The 23131-nt window shown below is 31.3% G+C and carries 21 protein-coding genes and 1 tRNA gene; 15 read left to right on the forward strand and 7 right to left on the reverse strand.

Annotated elements, in window-relative coordinates:
* The first annotated feature begins 25 nt into the window (after positions 1 to 25).
* Positions 26 to 1618 (forward strand): peptide chain release factor 3, encoded by a 1593-nt coding sequence (locus I6U48_RS02060; protein ID WP_218318730.1) that lies wholly within the window; start codon positions 26 to 28, stop codon positions 1616 to 1618.
* 49 nt (positions 1619 to 1667) lie between these two features.
* Here the strand turns inward: I6U48_RS02060 and I6U48_RS02065 are convergent, their stop codons facing one another.
* Together I6U48_RS02065 and I6U48_RS02070 are read right to left on the reverse strand one after the other, a co-directional pair.
* On the reverse strand, positions 1668 to 2651 hold the full coding sequence (locus tag I6U48_RS02065) for a phosphatase PAP2 family protein (protein ID WP_218318731.1): 984 nt from the start codon (positions 2649 to 2651) through the stop codon (positions 1668 to 1670).
* A gap of 179 nt (positions 2652 to 2830) precedes the next feature.
* The gene (locus I6U48_RS02070; RefSeq protein WP_218318732.1) at positions 2831 to 2986 is read right to left on the reverse strand and encodes a DUF5670 family protein; all 156 of its coding nucleotides are present in this window, start codon (positions 2984 to 2986) and stop codon (positions 2831 to 2833) included.
* 200 nt (positions 2987 to 3186) lie between these two features.
* On the opposite strand from I6U48_RS02070, the gene I6U48_RS02075 reads away from it, so the two are divergent.
* Positions 3187 to 3750 carry an ECF transporter S component gene (locus I6U48_RS02075; protein WP_218318733.1) on the forward strand — a complete coding sequence of 188 codons (564 nt, stop codon included), beginning with the start codon at positions 3187 to 3189 and terminating at the stop codon, positions 3748 to 3750.
* Positions 3751 to 3779: 29 nt separating this feature from the next.
* Here I6U48_RS02075 and I6U48_RS02080 read toward each other — a convergent pair whose 3' ends face one another.
* Entirely contained in the window at positions 3780 to 3944 is a 165-nt protein-coding gene (locus tag I6U48_RS02080) for a zinc-ribbon domain-containing protein (protein WP_218318734.1), read from the reverse strand.
* Between the two features lie 314 nt (positions 3945 to 4258).
* Between I6U48_RS02080 and I6U48_RS02085 the strand changes: the two genes are divergently transcribed.
* A complete protein-coding gene (locus tag I6U48_RS02085; RefSeq protein WP_218318735.1) occupies positions 4259 to 5404 on the forward strand; it encodes an AlbA family DNA-binding domain-containing protein in 1146 nt (381 codons plus the stop codon).
* A 197-nt stretch (positions 5405 to 5601) separates the two neighbouring features.
* Complete coding sequence (locus I6U48_RS02090; protein WP_218318736.1) at positions 5602 to 6009, forward strand: DUF960 domain-containing protein; 408 nt, start codon at positions 5602 to 5604, stop codon at positions 6007 to 6009.
* Between the two features lie 64 nt (positions 6010 to 6073).
* On the opposite strand, the gene I6U48_RS02095 is transcribed toward I6U48_RS02090, so the two are convergent.
* The gene (locus I6U48_RS02095; RefSeq protein ID WP_218318737.1) at positions 6074 to 6898 is read right to left on the reverse strand and encodes an RMD1 family protein; all 825 of its coding nucleotides are present in this window, start codon (positions 6896 to 6898) and stop codon (positions 6074 to 6076) included.
* A 162-nt stretch (positions 6899 to 7060) separates the two neighbouring features.
* On the opposite strand from I6U48_RS02095, the gene tyrS reads away from it, so the two are divergent.
* Entirely contained in the window at positions 7061 to 8281 is a 1221-nt protein-coding gene (gene tyrS, locus I6U48_RS02100; protein WP_218318738.1) for a tyrosine--tRNA ligase, read from the forward strand.
* Between the two features lie 281 nt (positions 8282 to 8562).
* Here the strand turns inward: tyrS and rimI are convergent, their stop codons facing one another.
* From rimI to tsaE, 3 genes are read right to left on the reverse strand one after another with little or no spacing between them, the layout of a single operon-like run.
* On the reverse strand, positions 8563 to 9012 hold the full coding sequence (gene rimI, locus I6U48_RS02105; protein WP_218318739.1) for a ribosomal protein S18-alanine N-acetyltransferase: 450 nt from the start codon (positions 9010 to 9012) through the stop codon (positions 8563 to 8565).
* Positions 9005 to 9718 (reverse strand): tRNA (adenosine(37)-N6)-threonylcarbamoyltransferase complex dimerization subunit type 1 TsaB, encoded by a 714-nt coding sequence (gene tsaB, locus I6U48_RS02110; protein WP_218318740.1) that lies wholly within the window; start codon positions 9716 to 9718, stop codon positions 9005 to 9007. Before tsaB ends, rimI begins: the two co-directional genes overlap by 8 nt.
* Positions 9719 to 9722: 4 nt before the next feature.
* Positions 9723 to 10178, reverse strand: a complete 456-nt coding sequence (gene tsaE / locus I6U48_RS02115) for a tRNA (adenosine(37)-N6)-threonylcarbamoyltransferase complex ATPase subunit type 1 TsaE (RefSeq protein WP_218318741.1) — start codon at positions 10176 to 10178, stop codon at positions 9723 to 9725.
* Positions 10179 to 10491: 313 nt separating this feature from the next.
* On the opposite strand from tsaE, the gene I6U48_RS02120 reads away from it, so the two are divergent.
* The 10 genes from I6U48_RS02120 to I6U48_RS02165 all read left to right on the forward strand — a co-directional run bounded on the left by I6U48_RS02120 (position 10492) and on the right by I6U48_RS02165 (position 23127).
* Positions 10492 to 11436: a metal ABC transporter substrate-binding protein gene (locus tag I6U48_RS02120; protein WP_376774509.1), complete on the forward strand. Its 945-nt coding sequence runs from the start codon at positions 10492 to 10494 to the stop codon at positions 11434 to 11436.
* A 186-nt stretch (positions 11437 to 11622) separates the two neighbouring features.
* Positions 11623 to 11698, forward strand: a tRNA-Trp gene (locus I6U48_RS02125).
* A gap of 295 nt (positions 11699 to 11993) precedes the next feature.
* Positions 11994 to 13751 carry a sensor histidine kinase gene (locus I6U48_RS02130; protein WP_218318743.1) on the forward strand — a complete coding sequence of 586 codons (1758 nt, stop codon included), beginning with the start codon at positions 11994 to 11996 and terminating at the stop codon, positions 13749 to 13751.
* A gap of 2 nt (positions 13752 to 13753) precedes the next feature.
* Positions 13754 to 14500 carry a response regulator transcription factor gene (locus I6U48_RS02135; RefSeq protein ID WP_218318744.1) on the forward strand — a complete coding sequence of 249 codons (747 nt, stop codon included), beginning with the start codon at positions 13754 to 13756 and terminating at the stop codon, positions 14498 to 14500.
* A gap of 113 nt (positions 14501 to 14613) precedes the next feature.
* Positions 14614 to 15657 carry a BMP family protein gene (locus tag I6U48_RS02140; protein ID WP_218318745.1) on the forward strand — a complete coding sequence of 348 codons (1044 nt, stop codon included), beginning with the start codon at positions 14614 to 14616 and terminating at the stop codon, positions 15655 to 15657.
* Between the two features lie 62 nt (positions 15658 to 15719).
* The gene (locus I6U48_RS02145) at positions 15720 to 17249 is read left to right on the forward strand and encodes an ABC transporter ATP-binding protein (protein WP_218318746.1); all 1530 of its coding nucleotides are present in this window, start codon (positions 15720 to 15722) and stop codon (positions 17247 to 17249) included.
* Positions 17246 to 18316 (forward strand): ABC transporter permease, encoded by a 1071-nt coding sequence (locus I6U48_RS02150; protein ID WP_218318747.1) that lies wholly within the window; start codon positions 17246 to 17248, stop codon positions 18314 to 18316. Before I6U48_RS02145 ends, I6U48_RS02150 begins: the two co-directional genes overlap by 4 nt.
* Positions 18313 to 19230: an ABC transporter permease gene (locus tag I6U48_RS02155; RefSeq protein ID WP_218318748.1), complete on the forward strand. Its 918-nt coding sequence runs from the start codon at positions 18313 to 18315 to the stop codon at positions 19228 to 19230. Before I6U48_RS02150 ends, I6U48_RS02155 begins: the two co-directional genes overlap by 4 nt.
* A gap of 1013 nt (positions 19231 to 20243) precedes the next feature.
* Positions 20244 to 22136: an anaerobic carbon-monoxide dehydrogenase catalytic subunit gene (gene cooS, locus I6U48_RS02160; RefSeq protein WP_218318749.1), complete on the forward strand. Its 1893-nt coding sequence runs from the start codon at positions 20244 to 20246 to the stop codon at positions 22134 to 22136.
* 214 nt (positions 22137 to 22350) lie between these two features.
* Positions 22351 to 23127: an ATP-binding protein gene (locus I6U48_RS02165; RefSeq protein ID WP_218318757.1), complete on the forward strand. Its 777-nt coding sequence runs from the start codon at positions 22351 to 22353 to the stop codon at positions 23125 to 23127.
* Positions 23128 to 23131 lie beyond the last annotated feature (4 nt).

Genomic DNA, 23131 nt, shown 5'->3' on the forward strand with positions numbered 1-23131 from the left:
CAAAAAAAGAAGAGGAGAGAGAACTGTGGCGGACTTATTTAAAGAGATTGAAAGAAGAAGAACATTTGCTATAATATCCCACCCGGATGCAGGTAAGACAACGTTAACAGAAAAATTATTATTATATGGAGGAGCAATAAGACTTGCTGGTTCTGTTAAAGCTAGAAAAGCTTCAAAACATGCAGTATCCGATTGGATGGAAATAGAAAAACAAAGGGGTATTTCTGTTACCTCTTCAGTTATGCAATTTAACTATGATGGATTTTGTATAAATATATTGGATACACCTGGACACCAAGACTTTAGTGAAGATACATATAGAACGTTAATGGCGGCAGACAGCGCTGTTATGGTTATCGATGCTGCAAAAGGTGTCGAAGAGCAAACTAAAAAGCTTTTTCATGTTTGCAGCCTAAGAGGAATACCTATATTTACATTTGTAAACAAAATGGATAGAGAAAGTAAAGATCCTTTTGAATTAATGGAGGATATAGAGAATGTTCTAGGAATAAAGTCATATCCTGTTAATTGGCCTATAGGTTCAGGAGCGGATTTTAAGGGCGTTTATGATAGAGAAAGAAAATTAATTGAAGCCTTTAATGGAGGAAACCATGGTCAAACTGCAGTAGAGTCTACAGAGGGGCATATAGATGATAATGTATTTAAAGACTTGCTTGGAGAAGCATTGCATGAAAAATTAAAAGAAGATATAGAATTGCTTGATATAGCCGGAGATGAGTTTGATATAAAAAAAGTAAGGGATGGTTCACTTACTCCTGTATTTTTTGGTAGTGCCTTAACTAACTTTGGAGTAGAACCATTTTTAAGAGAGTTTTTAAATCAAACTACAGCACCTTTACCAAGAGAATCGGATCAAGGTGAAATAGATGTGTTTAAAGATGATTTTTCTGCTTTTGTATTTAAAATTCAAGCTAATATGAACCCAGCTCATAGAGATAGAATCGCATTTATGAGAATTTGTTCAGGAAGATTTAAAAAGGGCATGGAAGTCTTTCATATTCAAGGTGGAAACAAAATTAAGCTTGCTCAGCCACAACAATTTTTAGCGCAGGATAGAGAGATTGTTGAAGAGGCTTATGCGGGAGATATAATTGGAGTTTTTGACCCGGGAATTTTTAGTATTGGAGATACCCTGTGTGCAAGTCCTAAAAAGTTTAGATTTGAGGGTATACCTATATTTGCTCCTGAACATTTTGCAAGGGTTAAAACTATAGATACAATGAAGAGAAAGCAATTTGTAAAGGGTGTAACTGAAATTTCACAAGAGGGAGCAATACAAGTATTTAAAGAGTTAAATATAGGAATTGAAGAAATTATAGTAGGAGTTGTAGGAGTACTGCAATTTGAAGTACTAGAATACAGATTAAAGCATGAATATAATGTAGATATAAAAATGGATAGGCTTGCATATAGAAATATAAGATGGATAGAGAGTTCCGATATTCCTGTAAATAAGCTTACTTTAACAAGTGATACTAAGGTGGTTAAGGACCTAAAAGAAAGGGATATTCTAATATTCCAAAGCGAATGGGCAATAAATTGGGCCTTAGATCACAATAAAGGACTTTTGTTATCTGATATTGGTAAAGCTGAATAATTAAATATAAAACGGGATGAACATTTAGAGAAGTTCACCCCGTTTCGTATTATTGTAAATAATTTGTATAATAATTTCCTATATAGGTAGAAGGAATGTTTTTATAGTAGTAAGATCTAAGAATTCTCTGTAGTAATCCTTTGCCTTTATCTAATACGAAATCAACCAGTTTAACAGTGCAATAAGCAAGTACTAATCCTGCTAGTACATCTATAACCCAATGTATTTCTAGGTACATTGTGGAAAATATTACGCTTAAACAGAAAAATCCCCATACATATTTAAATAATCTGTTCTTCTCCCTGATAACCAATAAAAATGCTGCAAAGGCTATGGAAGTATGCATAGATGGAAAGCAATTTAAAGCTACTCCAGCGGCGGCTTGAGGACTTAAATTTCTTGCTAGACCATCTGGATGGCCAAGTACATACCATACTTCTTGTAAATGGAACATAAGATAAAAGGGTGTTATAAGAAAAACTTGAACTATATGTCCAGATAATCCATATCTAAGCATCTTTTTAAAGTCTTTAGATACAGCCGCCCTATAAATTGGTAACAGTATAGGGAGTACGAATCCATTATTATAAACTATTCTTAAGAACCAGGTAAGAGTTTCAGGTTTGTAGATTCTTAAAAAAGCAGCATCATTAAAAGGAATTTTTCTAAATATAGGATTTAAATCAATTACAACACTTTTACTCATTTGCCAGCTTAGCATTTTTCCCCAAAAGTGATATCCGTTATTATTTATATAGGATATAAACATGAGAAATGGAATTGCTAAGGCTAAATAGGGTATCCATCTAACATCTTTACGAAGTTCAGAGTAAGCTGTAAAACTAGCAAAAGCTAATAAAAATAAGTACGCTTTATAGCCAACTCCAGCATCAGAGTGCAATGCAGTATTTACGGCGCTTTTTAAGAGATATAAACCTATAATAATAAAGTAGTATTTATTTAATAAGCTTAAACCTTTAGCAAGTATAACTTTAATTGTTCTCAAAATTTCTTTATGATTTATTCGAGACATTAATTAATCCTCCTTCCATACACAAAATAAATTATATCACGAGTATTAGGACAAGTACACAAGTAAATACAGATATTACGACAAGAATTACAATGGAAATAATGAAAAAGACTGCTTATAATGTATAGATTTACATTATAAGCAGTCTCTTTTTAAATAGCTCTTTATTTTGACATAATCTACATAGTTTTTTTTCTTCCAAATAAAGCATCTACTATAAATACTAAGGCAGCTACAAGTAGAAGGAGATTTATAAATCCGCCACCAATTTTAAATATTAATCCTATAATCCAAAAGAATAGAACAATACCACCTAGCCAACGTAAAAAAGTCATAAAAATTACCTCCTAAATAAGTTCTTACAAGTTTTTCATGTAATCTTAATATTAGTATTAACATTATTTATTAAAATTATTACCAAAATTTTTATTTAAACTCGTCAATATTGTACCGTTACACTTTGAAGTTTTATAGAACAATAATATAATTGGATTAGAAAAAATTAATTAATGATGAAAAGGAGTGAATTGAGGCTATGGAAAGTAAGAAAACAACCTTGAGTAGTGTAAAGGTTCAAGATATGGTTCAGATAGCACTTATGGCAGCCATGACATACATTGCTACAGCGGTAATAAACATTCCAAGCGGAGTTATTGTTAAAGGAGTGGTTCATCTTGGAGACAGTATGGTATTTTTAGCAGCAATATTACTTGGAGGAAGAAAGGCATTCTTGTCATCTGCAATTGGTATGTGCTTGTTTGACTTATTATCTCCTTATGCTATATGGGCACCTTTTACATTTGTAATAAAAGGATTTATGGGATATATTGCAGCAGTTGTAGCATACAGAAGCAGCTATACAGGTAATAGTACATTAAATAATGTACTAGCATGCGCATTAGGGGGAATATGGATGATAGCGGGGTATTATGCAGCGGGAGTAATTTTAATGCATTTTACTACTAATGTGGCTTTTAACCAAGCTTTTATATTGGCATCAGCGGAAATTCCCGGAAATATAGCTCAAGTGTTAGTTGGAATGGTAATAGCAATACCTCTAGGAAAAATATTTAAGAAAGCAAATTTAATAAGAAAATAATAAAAGAGAGGCTCAAACCTCTCTTTAAATTATCTATCTCTCATTCTGTTTTTTTCAGCTTTTCTTGCTCTTCTGCAATCAGGACATCTCACTGGGTCATTTTCGAATCCTTTTTCTTTGTAAAAAGCTTGCTCACCTTCAGTGAATACAAATTCTTTTCCACAATCTTTACATACTATAGTTTTATCTGCCATTTTAAAAAACCTCCTTAAGATCATAGGACTAATTTGTTCTTGATAACTTCCTCCTATGATTCAGGAGAGATAAGTACCTTGAAAAAATTGACCTACATAACACTATTACAAAAAATATTATATCATATTCTTTTAAAAAAACAATATTTTAGTTTCTCGAAAATAAGGCAAAAATAGATTAATAATGCTATATAGGTATTAAATTATTAAATAAGCATTAAATTATAGTTATAAATAGATTATAATTAATTTATTAATATATTTGTAAGAAATCTGAATATAAATATTTATATAACGAATTTGAGGTTATTAATATGGAAAAGAAGAAGTTTTTAAATCTACTAAAAAAGCCGGAAGGACCTAAATTGGACTTTAAACAAATTATAGAGATTGATACTGAAAGTGGAAGGAAGGAGTTAGCAAAGGATATATGCGCTATAGCTAATTCTAAAGGAGGAAGGGGATACCTTATAATAGGAATAGAAGATAAAACTAAAAGAATATTGGGGATAGTAGAGTTGGCACTAAATGAAGAAAAAATACAACAAATCATAAGCTCAAGAATAGAGCCTCCCGTACCGATTTCATTAGAATTTTTAGAGATAGATAAAAAAAATATTGCTATTATAAATATTTATGATGGGCATCAGAAGCCATACCAAATACGTGAAAATGGAGCATTTTATATAAGAAGAGGGTCAACCAATGATACTATGAGAAAGCAGGAAATAGTATCAGCACTTCAGGAAAGCCTTACCTTAAATGTTGAGTTATGTCCTGTACCGAATAGCGATATAAAGAGTATTGAAACCAGTATTGTTGATAGATATTTTATGGCTCAAGGAATTCAAGTAACTGATGAAAATAGAATAGAGCTCATGGAGAATGCTTCGATTATATATATGGATAAAGATTCAGGTAAATATATGGTTACATTAGGTGGATTATTAGTTTTTTCAAAAATAAACAGTGTATATATTCCCCATAACATGATAAGAATAACTAATAGAATTAATAAAAGCTTAAATGAAACAGTCATCATACAGGGCGATTTGTTATCAATGCTAGATAAAAGTGAAGAGGTACTTAAAAGTATATTACCTGCAACTTATCCAATAGAGGCCTTAAATGAAGGCATTAGCAATGCTGTTCTATATAGAGACTATACGATATTTTATAAAGATATAGAAATTGTAATTGACTATAATAGTATTGCTGTAATTAGTCCAGGTATTTTAATAAAAAATAAGAATAACAATTCGATAAATTATATAAAAAGAAATATGTGGATATACGAAAGAATAATAGCCTTGGATGTTAAGGGGAGGTTTATTAAACCCGGAAGAGGATTTAATAGAATGCAGAAAGCTTTTAAGTATAAGGGAAAAGTGAGTTTTATAGATTCTTTTAAGGATAATGAATTTAAAGTTATATATCCTGGAATCAAAAATTTTAAATAAAACTGTAGAATTAAGAATTGTAAAATGTTAAAAGTATCAATTGTTGGTTAATAAAGAGTTTTTATTCAATAATTGTGTAATAATATGTAGGAATGTTTTTCTAACATTATTCATGAATGTGTTGAAAAAATATTCTGAATATTATATAATTTACTTATAAGTATGGCACCTAAATATTAAAGTAAGGGGTGGTAAACATGGTTCATGTATTTTGTAACCAAAGAGGTTCAGGAAAAACAAAAGCATTGATTAATTTAGCAAATGATAAGGTAGCTGAAGGAAAAGGGCATGTTGTTTTTATTAATGATGATAACAGACCGATGTTGCAATTGAACAAGAATGTAAGGTTTATTTCTACAGAAGGCTTTAATTTAGAAAAACTACAAGGTTTCTACGGTTTTTTGTGCGGTATAATTTCAGAAGATTATGATATTGACACAATTTTAATTGATGGATTGTTTAATATTATAGAAGAGGATCTTCAGAATGCGGCACAATTATTTTATTTGATAGAAAAACTATCAGAGAAGAATAACGTTAGTTTTTATATAAACATAAATGGCGATAGTGAAATGCCTGAATTTATCAAGAAATACGTAGCTTAATTATATAGAAAATAAATATTAATTTATATAAAGGCTGGAGTAAAACTCCAGTCTTAAGTATTTTTTAATGTTTTAATACAAACTCTACTATAGATATTATGAGCTCGAATAAAATAAGTATAATAACCATTATTTCGAGCTTCGTGCCTCTCTTCTCATGAGATAATGAAGCAAAAACATCTGTAATATCCTGAAGTATTCCAGTTTTATGACTTATTTTCTTATATCTTTCTTCCAAATCAAAAAGTGAGTTTATCTGAATATAGAAATTCTCTATATCCTCATTATCCCATGCAGCTTTAGGTTTATCTAAAAGCATAAGGTAGGATATAGTATTGTATTTAAATCTCAATACTTTAGCAGAAGTTTTAGATATTTCGTGATCAGACATATTAAACTTTCCTTTATCAAGGTAGTTTATTATATTCTCTATGCCATCTAAAAGTCTGTCTATATCTGTTTCAATTTTTTTTAAAGAAGTAGATTTGGCTAATATCAATGATATTATATCAAGGTAGTATGGAATAAACTCATTTGAAGTCATTAAGTCATTATATAGGGAGTAATCATACTGGCTATCTACCTCAAGTCTATACTCGTCAATATATTCATTGGGAACATTGTTTTTAAGATTAGGGTCTACATTTTTAATATACTTTGTTAAGTCTTGTATTTCGTGAAACTCCATATTTATAAAAACTAAGGCTCCAAAATAGTATATGTAAACCCATTTATTTTCTGTTTCTCTAACTATACCACTTAGTTGTCTATTAGATAGAATGAGAGGATCTTCCCATTTAAACTTGCGATTAATACCAAAATGAGAAGCAATAGCATTTAAATTGATTTCATTACATAAAACGAGAGACCTAAAATGCCAACTTTGCATAAATTACATCCTTTCAGTTAAGAATTATACATATATAATAAATATTAACACAAAAACATGATTCTATGTATTTAAATGTTGATAAAAAAATACTTTAAATATATACTATAAATTATAACAAAGAATGACAATTTTTAAATAGTTAGAAAGGAAGTGTGCGAAATGGCTAGCGTTTATGATACCTTATTAGAACGTGGATACATAAAGCAGGTTACTCACGAAGAAGAAATAAAGGAACTTTTTGAAAAGGAAAAAATAACATTTTACATAGGCTTTGATCCAACTGCAGACAGTCTTCATGTAGGACATTTCATACAGATGATGGTTATGGCTCATATGCAAAGAGCAGGACATAGACCAATTGCCTTATTGGGTGGTGGTACTACCATGGTTGGAGACCCAAGTGGCAAAACTGATATGAGAAAGATGCTTACTAAAGAGCAGATAGAACACAATGCCGAATGTTTTAAAGGACAGTTTTCTAAAGTTATAGATTTTACTGATGGAAAAGCTATAATGGAGAATAATGCAAATTGGTTATTAAATCTCAACTATATAGAATTCTTAAGAGAAGTAGGGGTACACTTTTCTGTAAATAGAATGCTTACTGCTGAATGTTATAAACAAAGACTTGAAAAGGGATTAACTTTTTTAGAGTTTAACTATATGTTGATGCAAGGATATGATTTTCTTGAACTTAATAGAAGATATGGCTGTGTACTTCAAATGGGTGGAGATGATCAGTGGTCCAACATATTAGCAGGAGTAGATTTAATAAGAAGAAAAGAAAGCAAGCCAGCTTTTGGTATGACCTTTGCACTATTAACTAATAGTGAAGGTAAAAAAATGGGTAAAACAGAAAATGGAGCATTATGGCTAGATCCTGAGAAGACATCTCCATATGATTTCTACCAATATTGGAGAAACATTGATGATGCAGATGTTGAAAAATGTTTAGCACTTTTAACCTTCATTCCTATGGATGAAGTAAGAAGACTTGGATCACTTAAAGATGCTGAAATAAATGAAGCTAAAAAGGTTCTTGCTTATGAAGTCACTAAACTCATACATGGAGAAGAAGAAGCTCAAAAATCAAAAGCAGCAGCAGAAGCTTTATTCTCAGGCGGTCAAGATATGAGTGCTGTACCTACATCTTATATAAAAAAAGATGAATTAGGATGTACTATATCAGAACTTCTTGTAAATACAAAAATACTTCCATCAAAAAGCGAAGCAAAGAGATTAATTCAACAAGGTGGACTTACAGTAAACGATGAAAAGATAACAGACATGAATATGTTAGTAACTGAAGGGCTTTTCAACGACAACAGCATGCTTATGAGAAGAGGTAAGAAAAACTATAACAGAATAGTAATAGAATAAATAATACAACGTATTATTTTTTTTAGAGGACAGAGGACAATGGACAGAGGACAGTGAAGGAGGATTTTTCTCCGTTACACTACGAAAAATCTTTAATTTAGTTTTACCTTCGGTAAATAAGGTTTAATTAAGATATGCTTAATTAAACCGATGATGTTTCGCTTTAGTGAAACGAATCCATAATAAATAAATTAGTTTTCTGACGTAAGGAAGAAAATTCACCTTCATTGTCCTCTGTCCTCTGTCAATTGTCCTCTCATATAAATTTTGCGCTGCAAAATTTATATATTATGCTTCCACATTATGATTGCATCTTCTTTATTGTCACCATAATATTCTTTACGCAATCCTTCTTCTACAAATCCATATTTTTTATAAAGATTTTGTGCTACTATATTAGACTTTCTAACCTCTAAAGTAAGGCTATTTATTGACTCGGATTTACAAATTTCGATAAGCCCTTCTAATAAAAGATTTCCTGCGCCAATACCTCTATATTCTGGATGAACTGCAATGTTTGTTATATGGCCTTCATCAAGAATAAGCCACATGCCTGCATAGCCTATTATTATATTATTTTTTTTAGCTACAATATATCTTGCAAATTTATTACTGTCTACTTCCTTCTGAAATGATTCTCTACTCCATGGAATTGCAAAACACAAAGTATCTATTGTTATTACACTATCTATATGTTCTGATTTTAAACATATTATATCAATATCATTCATTTTCTGCGCCTCGCATCTTTTTTTCATATTCTCTTTCAGCCTGAGACTTTCTTAAATAAAGTGGAGCAAAGGTATATAAATCATCATATGTCTTAGCCTTTAAAAGTTTTAGTCCTAGTTCACCTAAGGAGGAAGCCTTAGTTAAATTAAGATGAGTAGGAGCAAAGGATGTGTTTTCTATATTGGATATTAATTTTTCTCTAAATTTAGGAACTGCATCTCCAATAAAGCAAACTTGCTCATGCCTTTTGTTTAGTTCGGAAATTAAATCATCAATTGGGATTATCATAGGTTTACTTATAACCTTTAGATTGTTACCTTCAAACTTATATAAAGCTGTATATACATTATCTCTGAGAGCATCTAATATTGGACATATTATTCCATTAGTATAAGCCAAATTGTAAGCTAGAGCATCTAAGGAGGAAACACCAATAAAAGGTTTAGAAGTACCTTGGCTTAAACCTTTTATAGCAGAGACTCCAATTCTAAGACCAGTAAAGGATCCAGGTCCTTTTGAAACAACGAAACCATCTAATGAGTTAATATTTAAACCTAAATTACTAAGTAGGTTATCTATCATAGACATGAGTATAACTGAATGTTGTTTCTTATAATTGAAACTTATTTCACCAAGTAACTTATCATCATCAAGAACAGCACAGCTTGCGCATTCTGTAGCGGTATCTAAACTTAAAACTTTCATAATTTTATTTTAGCTCCTTTATATAGTTATATCTATCACCATAATATTCTATAAAAATTTTTCTGTAATCATTACCGAATTCAGGTGATCTTTTAATATTTATCCATATGTGTTCCTTAGGAATTAGTTCTTCTATAAAATTTGCCCATTCAATAATGGTCACAGCATCACTAAATATATATTCATCAAATCCAATTGCTTCTATTTCATCTGGATCAGAAACTCTATAAACATCGAAATGATTTAGTTTCAAACGGCCTTCATACTCATTTACAATTGTGAATGTTGGACTAGTAATAGGATCTTTTATGTCTAATCCTTCAGCTACACCTTTAGTAAAATGAGTCTTGCCTGCACCAAGGTCACCTGTGATACATACTATGTCACCAGATTTTAAGAAATGACCTAACTTTCGTCCAAGTTTCATCGTACTGTCAGCATTATTTGTAATAAACTCCATTTATAATTCACCTCATATGATATTTTATCCAAAACAGTGCAAAAAGAAAAGAAAGATTATGATTAACATTTCAATTTTAGCATAATGATAAAATATATGGAAGAATTCAAAAATATTTGTTCAATAAGATTTAAAAGCAATTGGAATTTACATATAAAGAGATCATAATAATTTGCATTGTTAAATCACATTATGTAAAATATATATATCAATTTGTTTTTGGGGCTTAGATTGAATTTATAAATAATATTGTAAAAAAAGAAATTAACATTATTTATAACAATTTAATATATGAAATTTGTGTTTTTTAGGGGTGAATGATTTGAAAAATAAGTTGAGTATATTTCTAATTTTATTTGCAGTATTCTTTATAAGTTGCAATAGCAAATTAGAAAACCCTCAGAATAAAGAAGTAGAGACTACTAAAATGGAAGTAAAAAAAGATATAGATTTAAGTATTATGACTACAAATAAATTGGTATATGACATGGTAAAAAATATAGTTAAAAATAGGCATAATGTTGAATATATGTTTAATAGTAGAGATAATGAATTGAATTTTCAGTTTACAGATGATAGTTTAAATAATATATCTAAGAAAGATTTATTTATTTATCTTGGGGCAGATTTTGAGCCTTGGGCAAATAGTTTTATAAATAATTTAAATAAAAGCAATGTCGGAGTTATAAATGTATCAAGGGGCGTAAATTTAATTTCATATAACAAGATTGTAAAATACAAGGAGAATGTTTTAAAAGATAATCCTTATTATTTATTAAATTTAGATAACTATAAGATTGCTTTAATGAATATAAAAAATGCTGTACAAGATAAGGATCCTAAGAATAGAAGTATTTATGAGAAAAATTTCGCTGAAACTCTAAAGAATATAGAAAATCAGCAAAAAGACTTAAAAAGTATTAGGGATTCTTTATCGGATTATACTTTCATTGTTATGGAGGATGAATTAAGCTATTTTGTTAAATATAATGACTTTAAAGTAATTGACGTTAGTAAAGAACAATCATCTGTAGATGTTAATAAAAAAGCTAATATAGAAGCAAAACTGAAAGATAGCAAAAATTTAATACTTTTATATAATGATGGCTCGCTAACTAAAAGCTATGAAGATTTGATAAAAAAGTATAATATTAATGTAGCAGCTATAAAATTATATAATGGAGAAGATAAATATGAGGACGTTCTTACATATAATATTGAAAGTTTAAAAAGTTTGAGCCAAAATATTAAAAAATAGAGAAATTCGTCGAAAAAACACCTGTGTTTTGCGAACTATTGGAGTAACTAAAAATATTACCAAAACCGATTAGAAAAATCTATAGAATTAATAAAATACACTTGACTGATTAAACTTTCTGCAGTATAATAAATTTTGTCGGTAATCACTATTTCAGATTTGTTGAGGTGGAATACTGATAAATGAAGGGGTATAGCTCAATTGGTAGAGTAGCGGTCTCCAAAACCGTTGGTTCCGGGTTCAAGTCCTCGTGCCCCTGCCAGGATAAAAACTAACAGAATCATTAATTCTGTTAGTTTTTTTGTTTTTAAGAACCTTGAATTTGTAAAAATGGGAATATCATTTTGAAGCAGTAAAGAATTCTTTTAGAATTTTTACTGCTTATTTTTGCATATTTGGAAATATAGAGGTGCAGTATAAAATCTTTTAGTATGTTAATGCGCTAAAGGGAAAAGTGATTTTATGTAGAATTACTACAATAAATAAATTGGCATAAGAAGAGTGAAATAATGCAATGAGGTTTTCAAGATAATGTTGATTAAGAGGGGAATTGTTAAATGAAATTTCGTATAAAATTAGTAATTATATTTATAATAGCTTTGACTATCCAAGGTACAGCAATTGGTGCATTTTCTCATTATTACGCAACAGAAATAGCCATGGCTAACAGTATACATAATATGAATGGTATGATTAACCTAATAGATAGCAATATCAATTCAAAAGTACAATATATGAGTGAAATAATTGAAAACTCTGCAAAAAGTCAGACATTAAAGCATTTGATTGAAACAAAAGATAACAAATCAAAAAATTTAGAGCAGAGTGTATTTGTATCAGATTTTTTTGATAACTTGCAAAAGTCCATTGGTGCTGTTAACGGAGTAATGGTTGTAAGTGGAGCTCAGGTAATTTATCAAAAAGATAAATCAGGAAATGCATCAATTACAACTATACCTGAAATTGAACGCAGCGAAATATATCAAAAGGCAACTGAATATAAAGGAAGTGTAAATTTTTCAGGTTTATATAATAGTATGGTTAACTTTACGACAAATAGAAGCAAAAGAAAGGTAATTATAAGTTCATGTGCAATTGTGGAGGAAAAAAGTCAGAAAATACTGGGAGTACTTATTCTTGAACTTGACGCTTCATCTTTTGATGCCTTATTGCCTAATGAGCAAAATTCATTGCAGAGTCAATATACTTTTATTCTAGACAGTAATAATAAGATAATCGCAAATAATAGTTCAGTGAATCAGGATTGGGTAGATATTATTAATCAAAAGTTTAATTCGGGATTATACAAGTTCCAGATGACAAGTGAAGGAAAAGAATATTATGTTTGTGGACAATATAATGCTTTGACAGGTTGGCGTACTTTCTCAGTTATATTAGAGGATAGAATATTCCCACAGTCAGCATCCCTACGTAGCTTTATTATGTTATTTGTAGTTATGAGTACATTGTGCATGTCAATAATTATAATTGCTATTTCCTACACGATGACAAAGCCTCTGAATAGGCTTTCTGAAGCGATGAAAAAGGCACAGAGCGGAGATTTATCTGTGAACATTGAGAATCATAAGCAGGATGAAATTGGACAAATTATTGATTCTTTCAATTATTTAATAAGAAAGATTAATTCTTTAATACGTGAGGTATATGAGCAGAAGATTGCGCAGAAAAACGCAGAAATCAAAGCTATGGAAGCGCAAATAAATCCTCATTTTCTATATAATACTTTAGATTCGATCAATTGGATGCTAATTGAGAGGGAAGCTTATGATGTAAGTGAAATAATTATTTCGCTTGGAAACCTCATGAGATACAGCATAAATAAGAATAATGGTATATCTAGTATAGAAGATGAGAAGAACAATGTTCTTTCGTATCTGCTAATTCAGAAAAATCGTTTGGAGAATAGGTTGGATTATGAGTTTTATATTCCAGAAGAGTTATATAATTTTGTAATGCCTAAATTGATATTGCAGCCATTAGTGGAGAATGCTATTCTCCACGGGATAGAACCCAAAATTAATGGCGGAAAAGTAACTGTGCTTATGTATGAGAAGGAAGGTTTTATATTTATAGAAGTTAACGACAATGGTATGGGAATGGATGACTGCAGACTGCGATACATCAAAAGTTATCTGAATGATGATACGGAAGAAGTTTCTAATATAGGAATTAAAAATGTGGATCGTCGTATTCGTTTATATTTTGGCGATGACTTTAGACTTAATGTATTTAGCAATAATGGACAAGGAACGAAATGCATGATTAGAATTCCTAAGAAGAGCAAGGGGGAGTAAAAATGAATATCGTTGTGATTGATGATGAACCTAAGATTAGAAATGGGCTGGTAAAAGTTTTATCTGCTCATTACAATGAAAAATATTCTGTTGTTTCCTTCGAAGCTGCAGAACTTGCCTTTAAGCACATGGAGGATAACCCTGTGGACTTATTAATTACAGACATTCGTATGCCAGGGGTATCTGGACTTGACTTAATTAAGAAACTACGTGACGCTAATAAGGAAGTGGTCATTGTAATTATTAGTGGATATAGTGATTTTGCATATGCTCAGAGAGCGATTGAATTAGGTGTTAAGAGATATTTAACAAAGCCCACTAATATATATGATTTGTTTTTAATTGTTGAAGAAGTGGAAAAAAATTTAATAGATAAAAGCATAGAAGAGTATTCCAGTAAGATAGAAGTATCAAATCTAATAGTAAAAAAAGCAGTAGATCATATTGCCAAAAATTATGCAAAAAAAATTTCATTAAAAAGCATTTCTGAAGAATTGTATGTTACTCCTAACTATTTATGTAGATTATTCAAAAGCCAGATGGGAGTAAATCTGTCGGATTACATTACACATTATAGAATGGATAAAGCAAAAACATATTTGATGGATATTAGATATAAGATTTCTGAAGTAGCAGAGCTAGCAGGTTACAACGATACAAAGTATTTCAGTAGTACTTTTAAAAAAATTTACGGTGTTTCACCAATAGAATTCAGGAATGGTAAATTTTCAAACAAGTGGGAAGGATAATATATTAAACAAAAGTGTAATTTTATCGGATGGTCTCTTTATGGGGAAGTCACTATAATTAATCATAAGGAATAGTTGTAAATGTTTATTAGAATTCCAAAGGGGGAAAAAAGATGAAAAAAGGTGTTGTTAAAAAAGTTTTGACAGCAGTGCTGACAATCGCTATGGTCACTTCTCTTTCAGCATGTGGGACGAAAAACAATTCATCACAGACAACAAATACTACCACGGAAAATAAGAAAGCCGCAGACTATAAAATTGTATTGTTGCTTCCAGGACCAATAAATGATCAAAGTTGGAATGCAACAAACTATGCAGGACTCTTGGAGTGTAATCAGAAGTTAGGAACAAAAATAGAGTATGTTGAAAATGTAAAGGCTTCAGATTTTGAATCAACCTTTAAAGAATATGCAGAAAAAGGTTATAACTTAGTTTTAGCGGCTGGTTCACAATTTGATGAGGCGGTTGCCACAGTTGCTCCTAATTACCCAAAGACGACTTTTTGTGTAGTTAATGGCTCAAAAGCAGTTGGTAGTAATGTAGCTCCTATTTTCCCTAAAGAATATGAAGCAAGTTATATTGCATCTATTATTGCAGGTAATGTTACAAAAAATGGTAATTTTGCAACCATAGGAGGATTTCCTAATACCCCTATGGAGCACCTTATGGATGTATACGAAAAAAATTCAGTTGAAATTGCTAAAAAACGTGGTATTTCAGCCGCGAAAGCTACAAGAGCTTATGCAAACAGCTGGACTGATGTTGCTTTAGGAAAACAAATGGCAGAACAGATGATTGATAATGGTTCAGATACGTTGTTTGTTTATGCAAATGAAGTTGGTCTTGGAAGTATCGAAGCAGCTAAAACAAAAGGCGCAAAAGTTATTGGCTTTTCAAGTGATCAGACAAAAATTAATCCTAATACAGTTGTAGCTTCTGTTGTATTTGATTTTAAAACTTTCTATGTTTGGGCTATTCAGCAGTACATGAATGGAAAATTAACTGGAAATACAGTTCACGAGGCGGGGATTAAAGAGGGCATCTTCTTGCCTGTATACACTGATAATATCACAAAGGAAACTAAGGATGCCGTAGATAAAGGTATTCAAGACTTTAAAGATGGAAAAGTTGATTTGAAAAAGTTATTTGTAAAATAATGTTTAGCAGAGTGACGTTTTTTAGGCGTCACTTTGTAATTAACGTAAAGGTGGGAAATAAGATGAATGAAATGCCTTTTTTTGAATTGCAGGGTGTATCTAAGTACTTTGCAAAAGTAATTGCAAATAAGGATGTTTCATTTTCTATAAATAGAGGGGAAGTACTCGCTCTATTGGGAGAAAATGGAGCTGGTAAAAGTACAATTATGAAAATTTTATATGGATTATATAAACCAGATGAAGGACTTATACTAAAGGATGGAAAAGAGGTGAAAATCAACTCGCCAAGGGATGCAATGAGCTTAGGTATTTCTATGATTCAACAACACTTTTCATTGGTACCAGCACATACAGTTACAGAAAACATTATTTTAGGAAATGTGCATGGAAAGATTGATTACAAGAAATGTAAAGAAGAGGTAAAAAAATTAGCAGAAACCTATGATTTTGATATACCTGTCGATGAAAGAATATGTAATCTTGATGTGGGTACTCAGCAAAAGGTAGAAATACTAAAAGCCCTATACTTAAATACAAGTGTTCTAATTATGGATGAGCCGACAGCGGTTTTGACACCTCAGGAGTCAGGAAAGCTAATGGATTTTGTATTGCAATTCACGGCAAAGGGAAACTCTATTATTTTTATTACACATAAAATGAAAGAAGTTATGGCAGTTGCCGATAGAATTATTGTTATGAGAAACGGTGAGGTTTGTGGTGACTTGCAAAGAAAAGATACAAGTGAAACTGCACTTTCAAGACTAATGATGGGAAAAGATATTATTGAACCGAAAAAGGCGGCCTGGAGCATTATTAATCAGGAAACATTGTTGATGGTTAAGAATGTTACTGTAAAAAACAATGAAGAAACAATGGTATTGAATAATCTCTCTTTCGACATTTATAAAGGAGAAATCCTAGGTGTTGCAGGTGTAAGTGGAAATGGTCAGGATGAATTATGTGAAGTAGTTTGTGGATCGCAGACGGTATCTGGGGGGACTATTTTTATGAATGATGATGACATTACTAGTACATCTGTAGAAGAACGCATATCACTGGGAATAGGATATGTTCCTGCAGATAGACATAGAGATGCAATGGTTGGAAATATGTCTATAGCTGAGAACATGATGCTTAGAACTAGTTATGATAGGAAGTGGTTAAAGCATGGATTTATTGATAGAAAAAAGTTAAATAAATATACTGATGATATTATAAATATATACAATGTTAAAGCACCTGGACCGGATACAAGGCTTGGAGGATTATCTGGTGGAAACCAGCAAAAGGTAATTTTAGGAAGAGAGGTTGACAATGGAAAAAAACTATTAATATTAAATCAGCCAACTAGGGGATTAGATTTAGGGGCAATAAATAACATTCATACTACTATATTAGAGGAAAAGAAAAATGGAAAGAGTGTACTTTTGATATCTACTGAGTTGTCAGAAATTTTTAGTTTGTGTGATCGGATTGCTGTTATGTTTAAAGGTAAATTTATGGGGATATACAAAGAAGGAGAATTAACGACTGAGAAAATTGGATTGTTAATGGCTGGATATTCCGCAGAAAGCGAGATGAATAAAGTATGAATGCAAAATTAAGGGATTTAATATTAGCAAATTTTCTAGCGATTTTTTGTGGATTATTAATAAGTAGTTTGATGCTTCTTTTCTTAAGAATTAGTCCGAGTCATGTGCTTGCAGAAGCTTTAGGGAAAATTATTACAGATAAGTATACAATGGGAGATGTGTTTCTTAAAGCTACACCTCTGATATTTACCGCATTATCCTTTGCCTTCACCTTTAAAGCCAACCTTTTCAACATTGGCTCACAAGGTCAATTTTATATGGGAGCTATTATTGCAATAGCAGTATCGCTTAAACTTCAAGGTGTAATGCCAATACCAGTGTTGTTGACTGTTGTTTGTATTCTTACTTTTATAGGAGGAGGTATGGTAGGTGCATTGATTGGCTATTTGAAGGCAAAATTCAATGCTAATGAATTCTTAGTGAGCATGATGTCCTCTTACGTAGTATTGGCATTAATGAACTATCTTCTAAGAACGTTTTTAAAGGAAACTAAAGGAGAATATCCGCAAACAGATCCTCTAACAAGGCAGGCATGGATTCCTACTCTTGTAGAGGGTACTCGATTACATGTTGGTTTTATTCTTGCAGTGCTTGTAGCAATTGGAGTTTGGATTTTATTGTACAAGACACCTCTGGGTTTTCGTATTAGGGTTGTTGGCAGCAATGCATCTGCAGCGGAGATGTCGGGTATTCAATCAAGAAAAATATGCATTATTACATTTTTTATAAGCGGAGCCTTAGCTGGAGCGGCGGGTTTTACTGAAGTAAATGGAGTGCAACATATGCTTATACAAGACTTTAACTCAGGTATAGGTTCGGCCGGTATAGGAATTGCGATACTTGCTAACGCAAATCCTATTGGTATAATTTTTGCTTCAATATTATTTGCAGCATTAAATGTTATTGGTACTTTGATAGGTAGGATGCCAGGAGTAAATGTACCTTCAAGCTTTATTGATTTAATGCAGGGATCTGTAATGGTGTTTGTAATTGCATCTTACTTTGTACGAAGTTCTTTGGAGAAAAATAGAGAAAAACGTAAATTGCAAAAGGCGGTGAGAGAATGATTATTAGTTTTTTGAGTCGTGCACTTGCAATGAGCACACCACTATTATTTGGATCTATTTCGGAAGTTATAGCAGAAAGATCAGGTATAATGGTTACTGCGATTGAAGGTATATGTTTAATTGGTGCATGGGGAGGTTTTGTGGGTACCTATCTCACAGGAAGTGCAGCTATTGGTCTTATGATGGCCATGCTATGTGGGCTTATTGTTGCAGCTATCTATGGTGTGATATGTATTACTATGAAACAACATCAGGTGGTGACTGGTACGGCCTTAAATATTTTAGTAGCTGGTTTTTGTACGTATTTTCAGAGAGTGTTGTTTGGTGTACCAACGACGCCACTTAAGATTAACCCATTGCCAAAGCTATCGATTCCACTGCTTTCAGATATACCAGTAATAGGCCAGATTTTTTTTAACCAGAATATTTTGACTTACGTTGTGTATTTTATTATTCCTATTGCATACTTTTTGTTATATAAAACCTCTCTAGGTTTAATTATACGTTCTACTGGTGAAAATCCTGAATCTGTTGATGTTGCGGGTATAAATGTCAATAGAGTACGTTATTCTGTAGTACTTTTAGCTGGTATTATGGGAGGAATTGCGGGGGCCTATTATTCAGTTGGATACCTTGGTATGTTTACTTCAAATATTATCGGAGGACGTGGATGGATTGCCTTTGCAATTTGTTTTTTAGGAAACTGGAATCCAAGAGGTGCGGCTATTGGCACTGTAATATTTGGTTTTACAGAAGCTTTGGCAATATATATGCAAACTATTGGCAGTGGAGCCTTCTTCCCTAATGAGCTATTTATTGCATTACCATATATTCTTACAATTGTACTGACCGTTGGAAGAAAAAATTTCAATGTACCAGCACAGTTAGGTATAGCATACAGCAAAGAAGGGTAATAATCTGTTTATATAAGAATTAAACATAGTTTTAAATGTAAAGAGTAAGCCAGCAGAATTGTTAGTTCTGATGGCTTTTATTATAAGGGTGTGCTGTTAAGTTAACATTTGATCTAATTAATAGATTTGCTACAATCACTAGATGATATAAATATTGGATTATATTAAAAATTTAAAAAATAATTAACTTTTAAAATTGTATTTGGATGTTAAGTAAATTTATTACATTAAAATTTTTTTGAGGGTGCCTTTTTATATAAATGTATACGTTTAAAAAAGTGAAATGAATAATTTTTTTTTATTTAAAAAGTACATGTCGAAATATAGTTATATTCATATTGATATATATCAATACTTTTGTGACAATATACATTAAATTTTCTGAAGATTATTAAATTAAAATCAAACTTTACTAAAAAATTAACAAAGTCTCAAATCGCAATTATGAAAAAATAAAAAAATATAAGATGAATTCTAGCTTGTCAAATCGTTAATATTGTTACATGATTTTACAAAATATTTAGTATAGTTTACACTGTAAAAGTTTCTAACGGTATAAATTAAATATCAAAGAAAAAAACACTTTGCAATTCAAGAAGAATATGTGGTAATATAGGTATATAGAGTAAAAACTATTAAATTTTTTTAGAAAACTTTTCAAATTAATCATATATATATGAAAAAGTAAAAGTCATAATTTATTAAAAATTTTAATAATATTTAGTAGTGAAATTTAAAGACTTTTATGTTATTATATAATTGTAAGTAAACTTAGTTAGAAACTTCTAGGCAAATCTTTAATGAATACTTAAAAATTTTTAAAAAAGAATGTTTAAATTTTAACATTTTTTCTTCAATGTATCTTTTCTTTTTTACATAAAAGGATTATAATTATAACTGTGTTCATTCAAAATTTTTCAAATATATTTAAAATTAGGGTTTTAGGTAAGAAAAAGGAACTAATTCTTCTAAAAATGAAAAGAATTAGTCTTGATCAAGGAGGGAATATTAAAATGAGTGAAAAAGTACTTTCAATCGACAAAACTACAGTACAGATGTTAGACAAAGCTAAAAAAGACGGCGTAGAAACTGCTTGGGACAGAAAAGAAATTTTAAAGGCATCTTGTGGATTTGGTCTTGCTGGTGTATGTTGTAGGAACTGTACTATGGGACCATGTAGAGTTAGCCCAGTTCCAGGTAAAGGTGCTGAAAGAGGAATATGCGGTGCTACAGCCGATGTTATCGTATCCAGAAATTTTGCTAGAATGGTGGCTGCAGGAGCAGCAGCTCATGCAGATCATGGTAGAAGTATAGTACTTGAATTATTGCATACAAGTCCAGATGGAGCTATAAAAGTAAAAGACGAAAAGAAATTAAAGAAAGTTGCTTCAAGATTTGGAATTGAAACTGAGGGTAAAGATGTATACGATATAGCTCATGAACTTGCTCAAGCAGGATTAAACGATTTTGGAAGACAATATGGAAGCATTACTTTACCACCAACAGTTCCAGCAAAGAGAAAAGAAACATGGGAAAAACTAGGAATAGTTCCTAGAGGATTTGATAGAGAAGTTGTTGCAATTATGCATTCAACTCATGTAGGATGTATGGCAGATGCTGAAGAAATGCTTAGAATGTCTATGAGATGTGCATTAGCAGATGGATGGTTAGGATCATACATGGCTACAGAATTAAGTGATATCATGTTTGGTACTCCTCACTCACGTCCTACTGAGGCAAGTTTAGGAGTTCTAGAAGATAACCAAGTAAACATAGTATTACATGGACATGAACCATCACTTTCAGAGATGATTGTACAAGCTGCAGAAATGCCAGAAATGATTGAATTAGCAAAATCACAAGGAGCAGATGGAATAAACCTTTGCGGTATGTGTTGTACAGCTAATGAAGCTACAATGAGACATGGCGTTAAATTAGCTGGTAACTTTATGCAACAAGAATTAGCAGTTATCACTGGTGCTGTAGAAGCTTTAGTAGTTGATGTACAGTGTATAATGCCTGCATTAGCTAAACTAGCAACAAACTATCATACTAAATTCATAACAACTTCACCAAAGGCTCATATAACAGGCTCAACTCATATAGAAATGGATGAAGAAAAACCATTAGAAACAGCTGTAGGTATAGTAAAAGAAGCTATAATGAACTTTAAAAATAGAGATAAGAGCAAAGTTGTAATACCTAATGTTAAAACTAAGGCAGAAGTTGGATATAGTACAGAAGAAATATTAAATAAATTAGATGGAGTTGTTAACTCACAAATAGGACCAATGCAAAGTGCTAAACCTCTTGCAGACGTTATAGTTGCTGGAGTTATTAGAGGAGCAGCTGGTGTAGTTGGATGTAACAATCCAAAGACTGTTCATGATGAAGGACATTTAGAAGTAATAAAAGGTTTAATTAAGAATGATATAATAGTTGTTGTTACTGGTTGTGCAGCTCAAGCAGCAGCTAAAGCAGGCCTGTTAACAAAAGAAGCAAAAGAACTTTGCGGTCCAGGACTTAAAAAAGTATGTGAATTAGTAGACATACCACCAGTACTTCATATGGGATCATGCGTAGATATAAGTCGTATCTTAGAATTGGTTGGAACAACTGCTAATCATTTAGGAGTAGATATTAGTGATCTACCAGTAGTTGGCATAGCTCCAGAGTATATGTCAGAAAAAGCTATATCAATAGGAACGTATGTTGTATCTTCAGGTATAGACACATGGCTAGGAGTAGTTCCTCCAGTTACAGGTGGCCCAGCAGTAGTTGACTTCCTAACTAATAAAATAGAAGAGTGGGTAGGAGCTAAATTCTTTGTAGAACCAGATCCTCACAAGACTGTTGAACAAATAGTTGAAAGAATTAATGAAAAACGTAAAAAAATAGGTATATAAGTATTATACTAAATATATAAGCAATAATTATGCCAAAAATAAACAGACGTAAAACAGAGATTTTAATGTTTAAAATATCAAATTGATACTAAAAATATACTCAAAATGATAACAAAATGCATTTTGTTATCATTTTGAGATAAAATAATATTAAATATTACTGCAAGCAATTCATAGTAATCTTAGCAGCACAAAGGAGGTACTACATATGAAAATGAAAATGGCTATCACAGGAAAAGGTGGAGTAGGTAAAACAACATTTGCAGCTATAATGAGCAGGATATATGCCTCAGAAGATTATAATGTTTTAGCTGTAGATGCAGATCCAGATCCTAATCTAGCCTTGGCATTGGGTTTTCCTCAAGAGTTAATTGATCAAATCGTTCCAATAGCAGAAATGAAAAAACTGGTAGCAGAAAGAACAAATTCTACACCAGGGTCTTTTGGAAAAATGTTTAAAATAAATCCAAAGGTTGATGATATTCCTGAAAGATATTGTAAAGAACATAATGGTGTAAGACTTTTAACTATGGGTACAGTAGATACAGGAGGAACAGGATGTATTTGTCCAGAAAATGTTCTTCTAAAGAAACTTACATCTCATTTGATTCTTCAAAATAAAGATATTGTAATCATGGATATGGAAGCTGGTATAGAGCATTTGGGAAGAGGTACAGCTCAAGGTGTGGACGTATTTGTTGTTGTTGTAGAACCTGGAATAAGAAGTATTCAAACATACCATCATGTAAAAAGGCTTGCAAAAGATTTAGGTATAGAAAAAGTTTTTGTTGTAGCAAACAAAATTAAAAATGAAGATGACGAGAAATATATACTCGAAAATATAGATAAAGATGTATGCTTGGGATTCATACATTATAAAGAGAGCGTGGGAAGCTCTGATAGGGTTAACAAATCTCCTTACGATTGCAGTAATGAGACCGTTGAGGAGGTTAAAAAAATAAAAGAAAAATTAGAGATGGGGGTATTTTAAAATG

Source organism: Clostridium thailandense, from assembly GCF_019207025.1.
GTDB lineage: Bacteria > Bacillota > Clostridia > Clostridiales > Clostridiaceae > Clostridium_AM > Clostridium_AM thailandense.

Excerpts from the sequence above, each read along its gene's own strand:
- I6U48_RS02065 (WP_218318731.1), bottom strand. The coding sequence starts at position 2,651 with ATGTCTCGAATAAATCATAAAGAAATTTTGAGAACAATTAAAGTTATA.
- I6U48_RS02070 (WP_218318732.1), bottom strand. The coding sequence starts at position 2,986 with ATGACTTTTTTACGTTGGCTAGGTGGTATTGTTCTATTCTTTTGGATT.
- I6U48_RS02075 (WP_218318733.1), top strand. The coding sequence starts at position 3,187 with ATGGAAAGTAAGAAAACAACCTTGAGTAGTGTAAAGGTTCAAGATATG.
- I6U48_RS02080 (WP_218318734.1), bottom strand. The coding sequence starts at position 3,944 with ATGGCAGATAAAACTATAGTATGTAAAGATTGTGGAAAAGAATTTGTA.
- I6U48_RS02085 (WP_218318735.1), top strand. The coding sequence starts at position 4,259 with ATGGAAAAGAAGAAGTTTTTAAATCTACTAAAAAAGCCGGAAGGACCT.
- I6U48_RS02090 (WP_218318736.1), top strand. The coding sequence starts at position 5,602 with ATGGTTCATGTATTTTGTAACCAAAGAGGTTCAGGAAAAACAAAAGCA.
- I6U48_RS02095 (WP_218318737.1), bottom strand. The coding sequence starts at position 6,898 with ATGCAAAGTTGGCATTTTAGGTCTCTCGTTTTATGTAATGAAATCAAT.
- tyrS (WP_218318738.1), top strand. The coding sequence starts at position 7,061 with ATGGCTAGCGTTTATGATACCTTATTAGAACGTGGATACATAAAGCAG.
- rimI (WP_218318739.1), bottom strand. The coding sequence starts at position 9,012 with ATGAATGATATTGATATAATATGTTTAAAATCAGAACATATAGATAGT.
- tsaB (WP_218318740.1), bottom strand. The coding sequence starts at position 9,718 with ATGAAAGTTTTAAGTTTAGATACCGCTACAGAATGCGCAAGCTGTGCT.
- tsaE (WP_218318741.1), bottom strand. The coding sequence starts at position 10,178 with ATGGAGTTTATTACAAATAATGCTGACAGTACGATGAAACTTGGACGA.
- I6U48_RS02130 (WP_218318743.1), top strand. The coding sequence starts at position 11,994 with ATGAAATTTCGTATAAAATTAGTAATTATATTTATAATAGCTTTGACT.
- I6U48_RS02135 (WP_218318744.1), top strand. The coding sequence starts at position 13,754 with ATGAATATCGTTGTGATTGATGATGAACCTAAGATTAGAAATGGGCTG.
- I6U48_RS02140 (WP_218318745.1), top strand. The coding sequence starts at position 14,614 with ATGAAAAAAGGTGTTGTTAAAAAAGTTTTGACAGCAGTGCTGACAATC.
- I6U48_RS02145 (WP_218318746.1), top strand. The coding sequence starts at position 15,720 with ATGAATGAAATGCCTTTTTTTGAATTGCAGGGTGTATCTAAGTACTTT.
- I6U48_RS02150 (WP_218318747.1), top strand. The coding sequence starts at position 17,246 with ATGAATGCAAAATTAAGGGATTTAATATTAGCAAATTTTCTAGCGATT.
- I6U48_RS02155 (WP_218318748.1), top strand. The coding sequence starts at position 18,313 with ATGATTATTAGTTTTTTGAGTCGTGCACTTGCAATGAGCACACCACTA.
- cooS (WP_218318749.1), top strand. The coding sequence starts at position 20,244 with ATGAGTGAAAAAGTACTTTCAATCGACAAAACTACAGTACAGATGTTA.
- I6U48_RS02165 (WP_218318757.1), top strand. The coding sequence starts at position 22,351 with ATGAAAATGGCTATCACAGGAAAAGGTGGAGTAGGTAAAACAACATTT.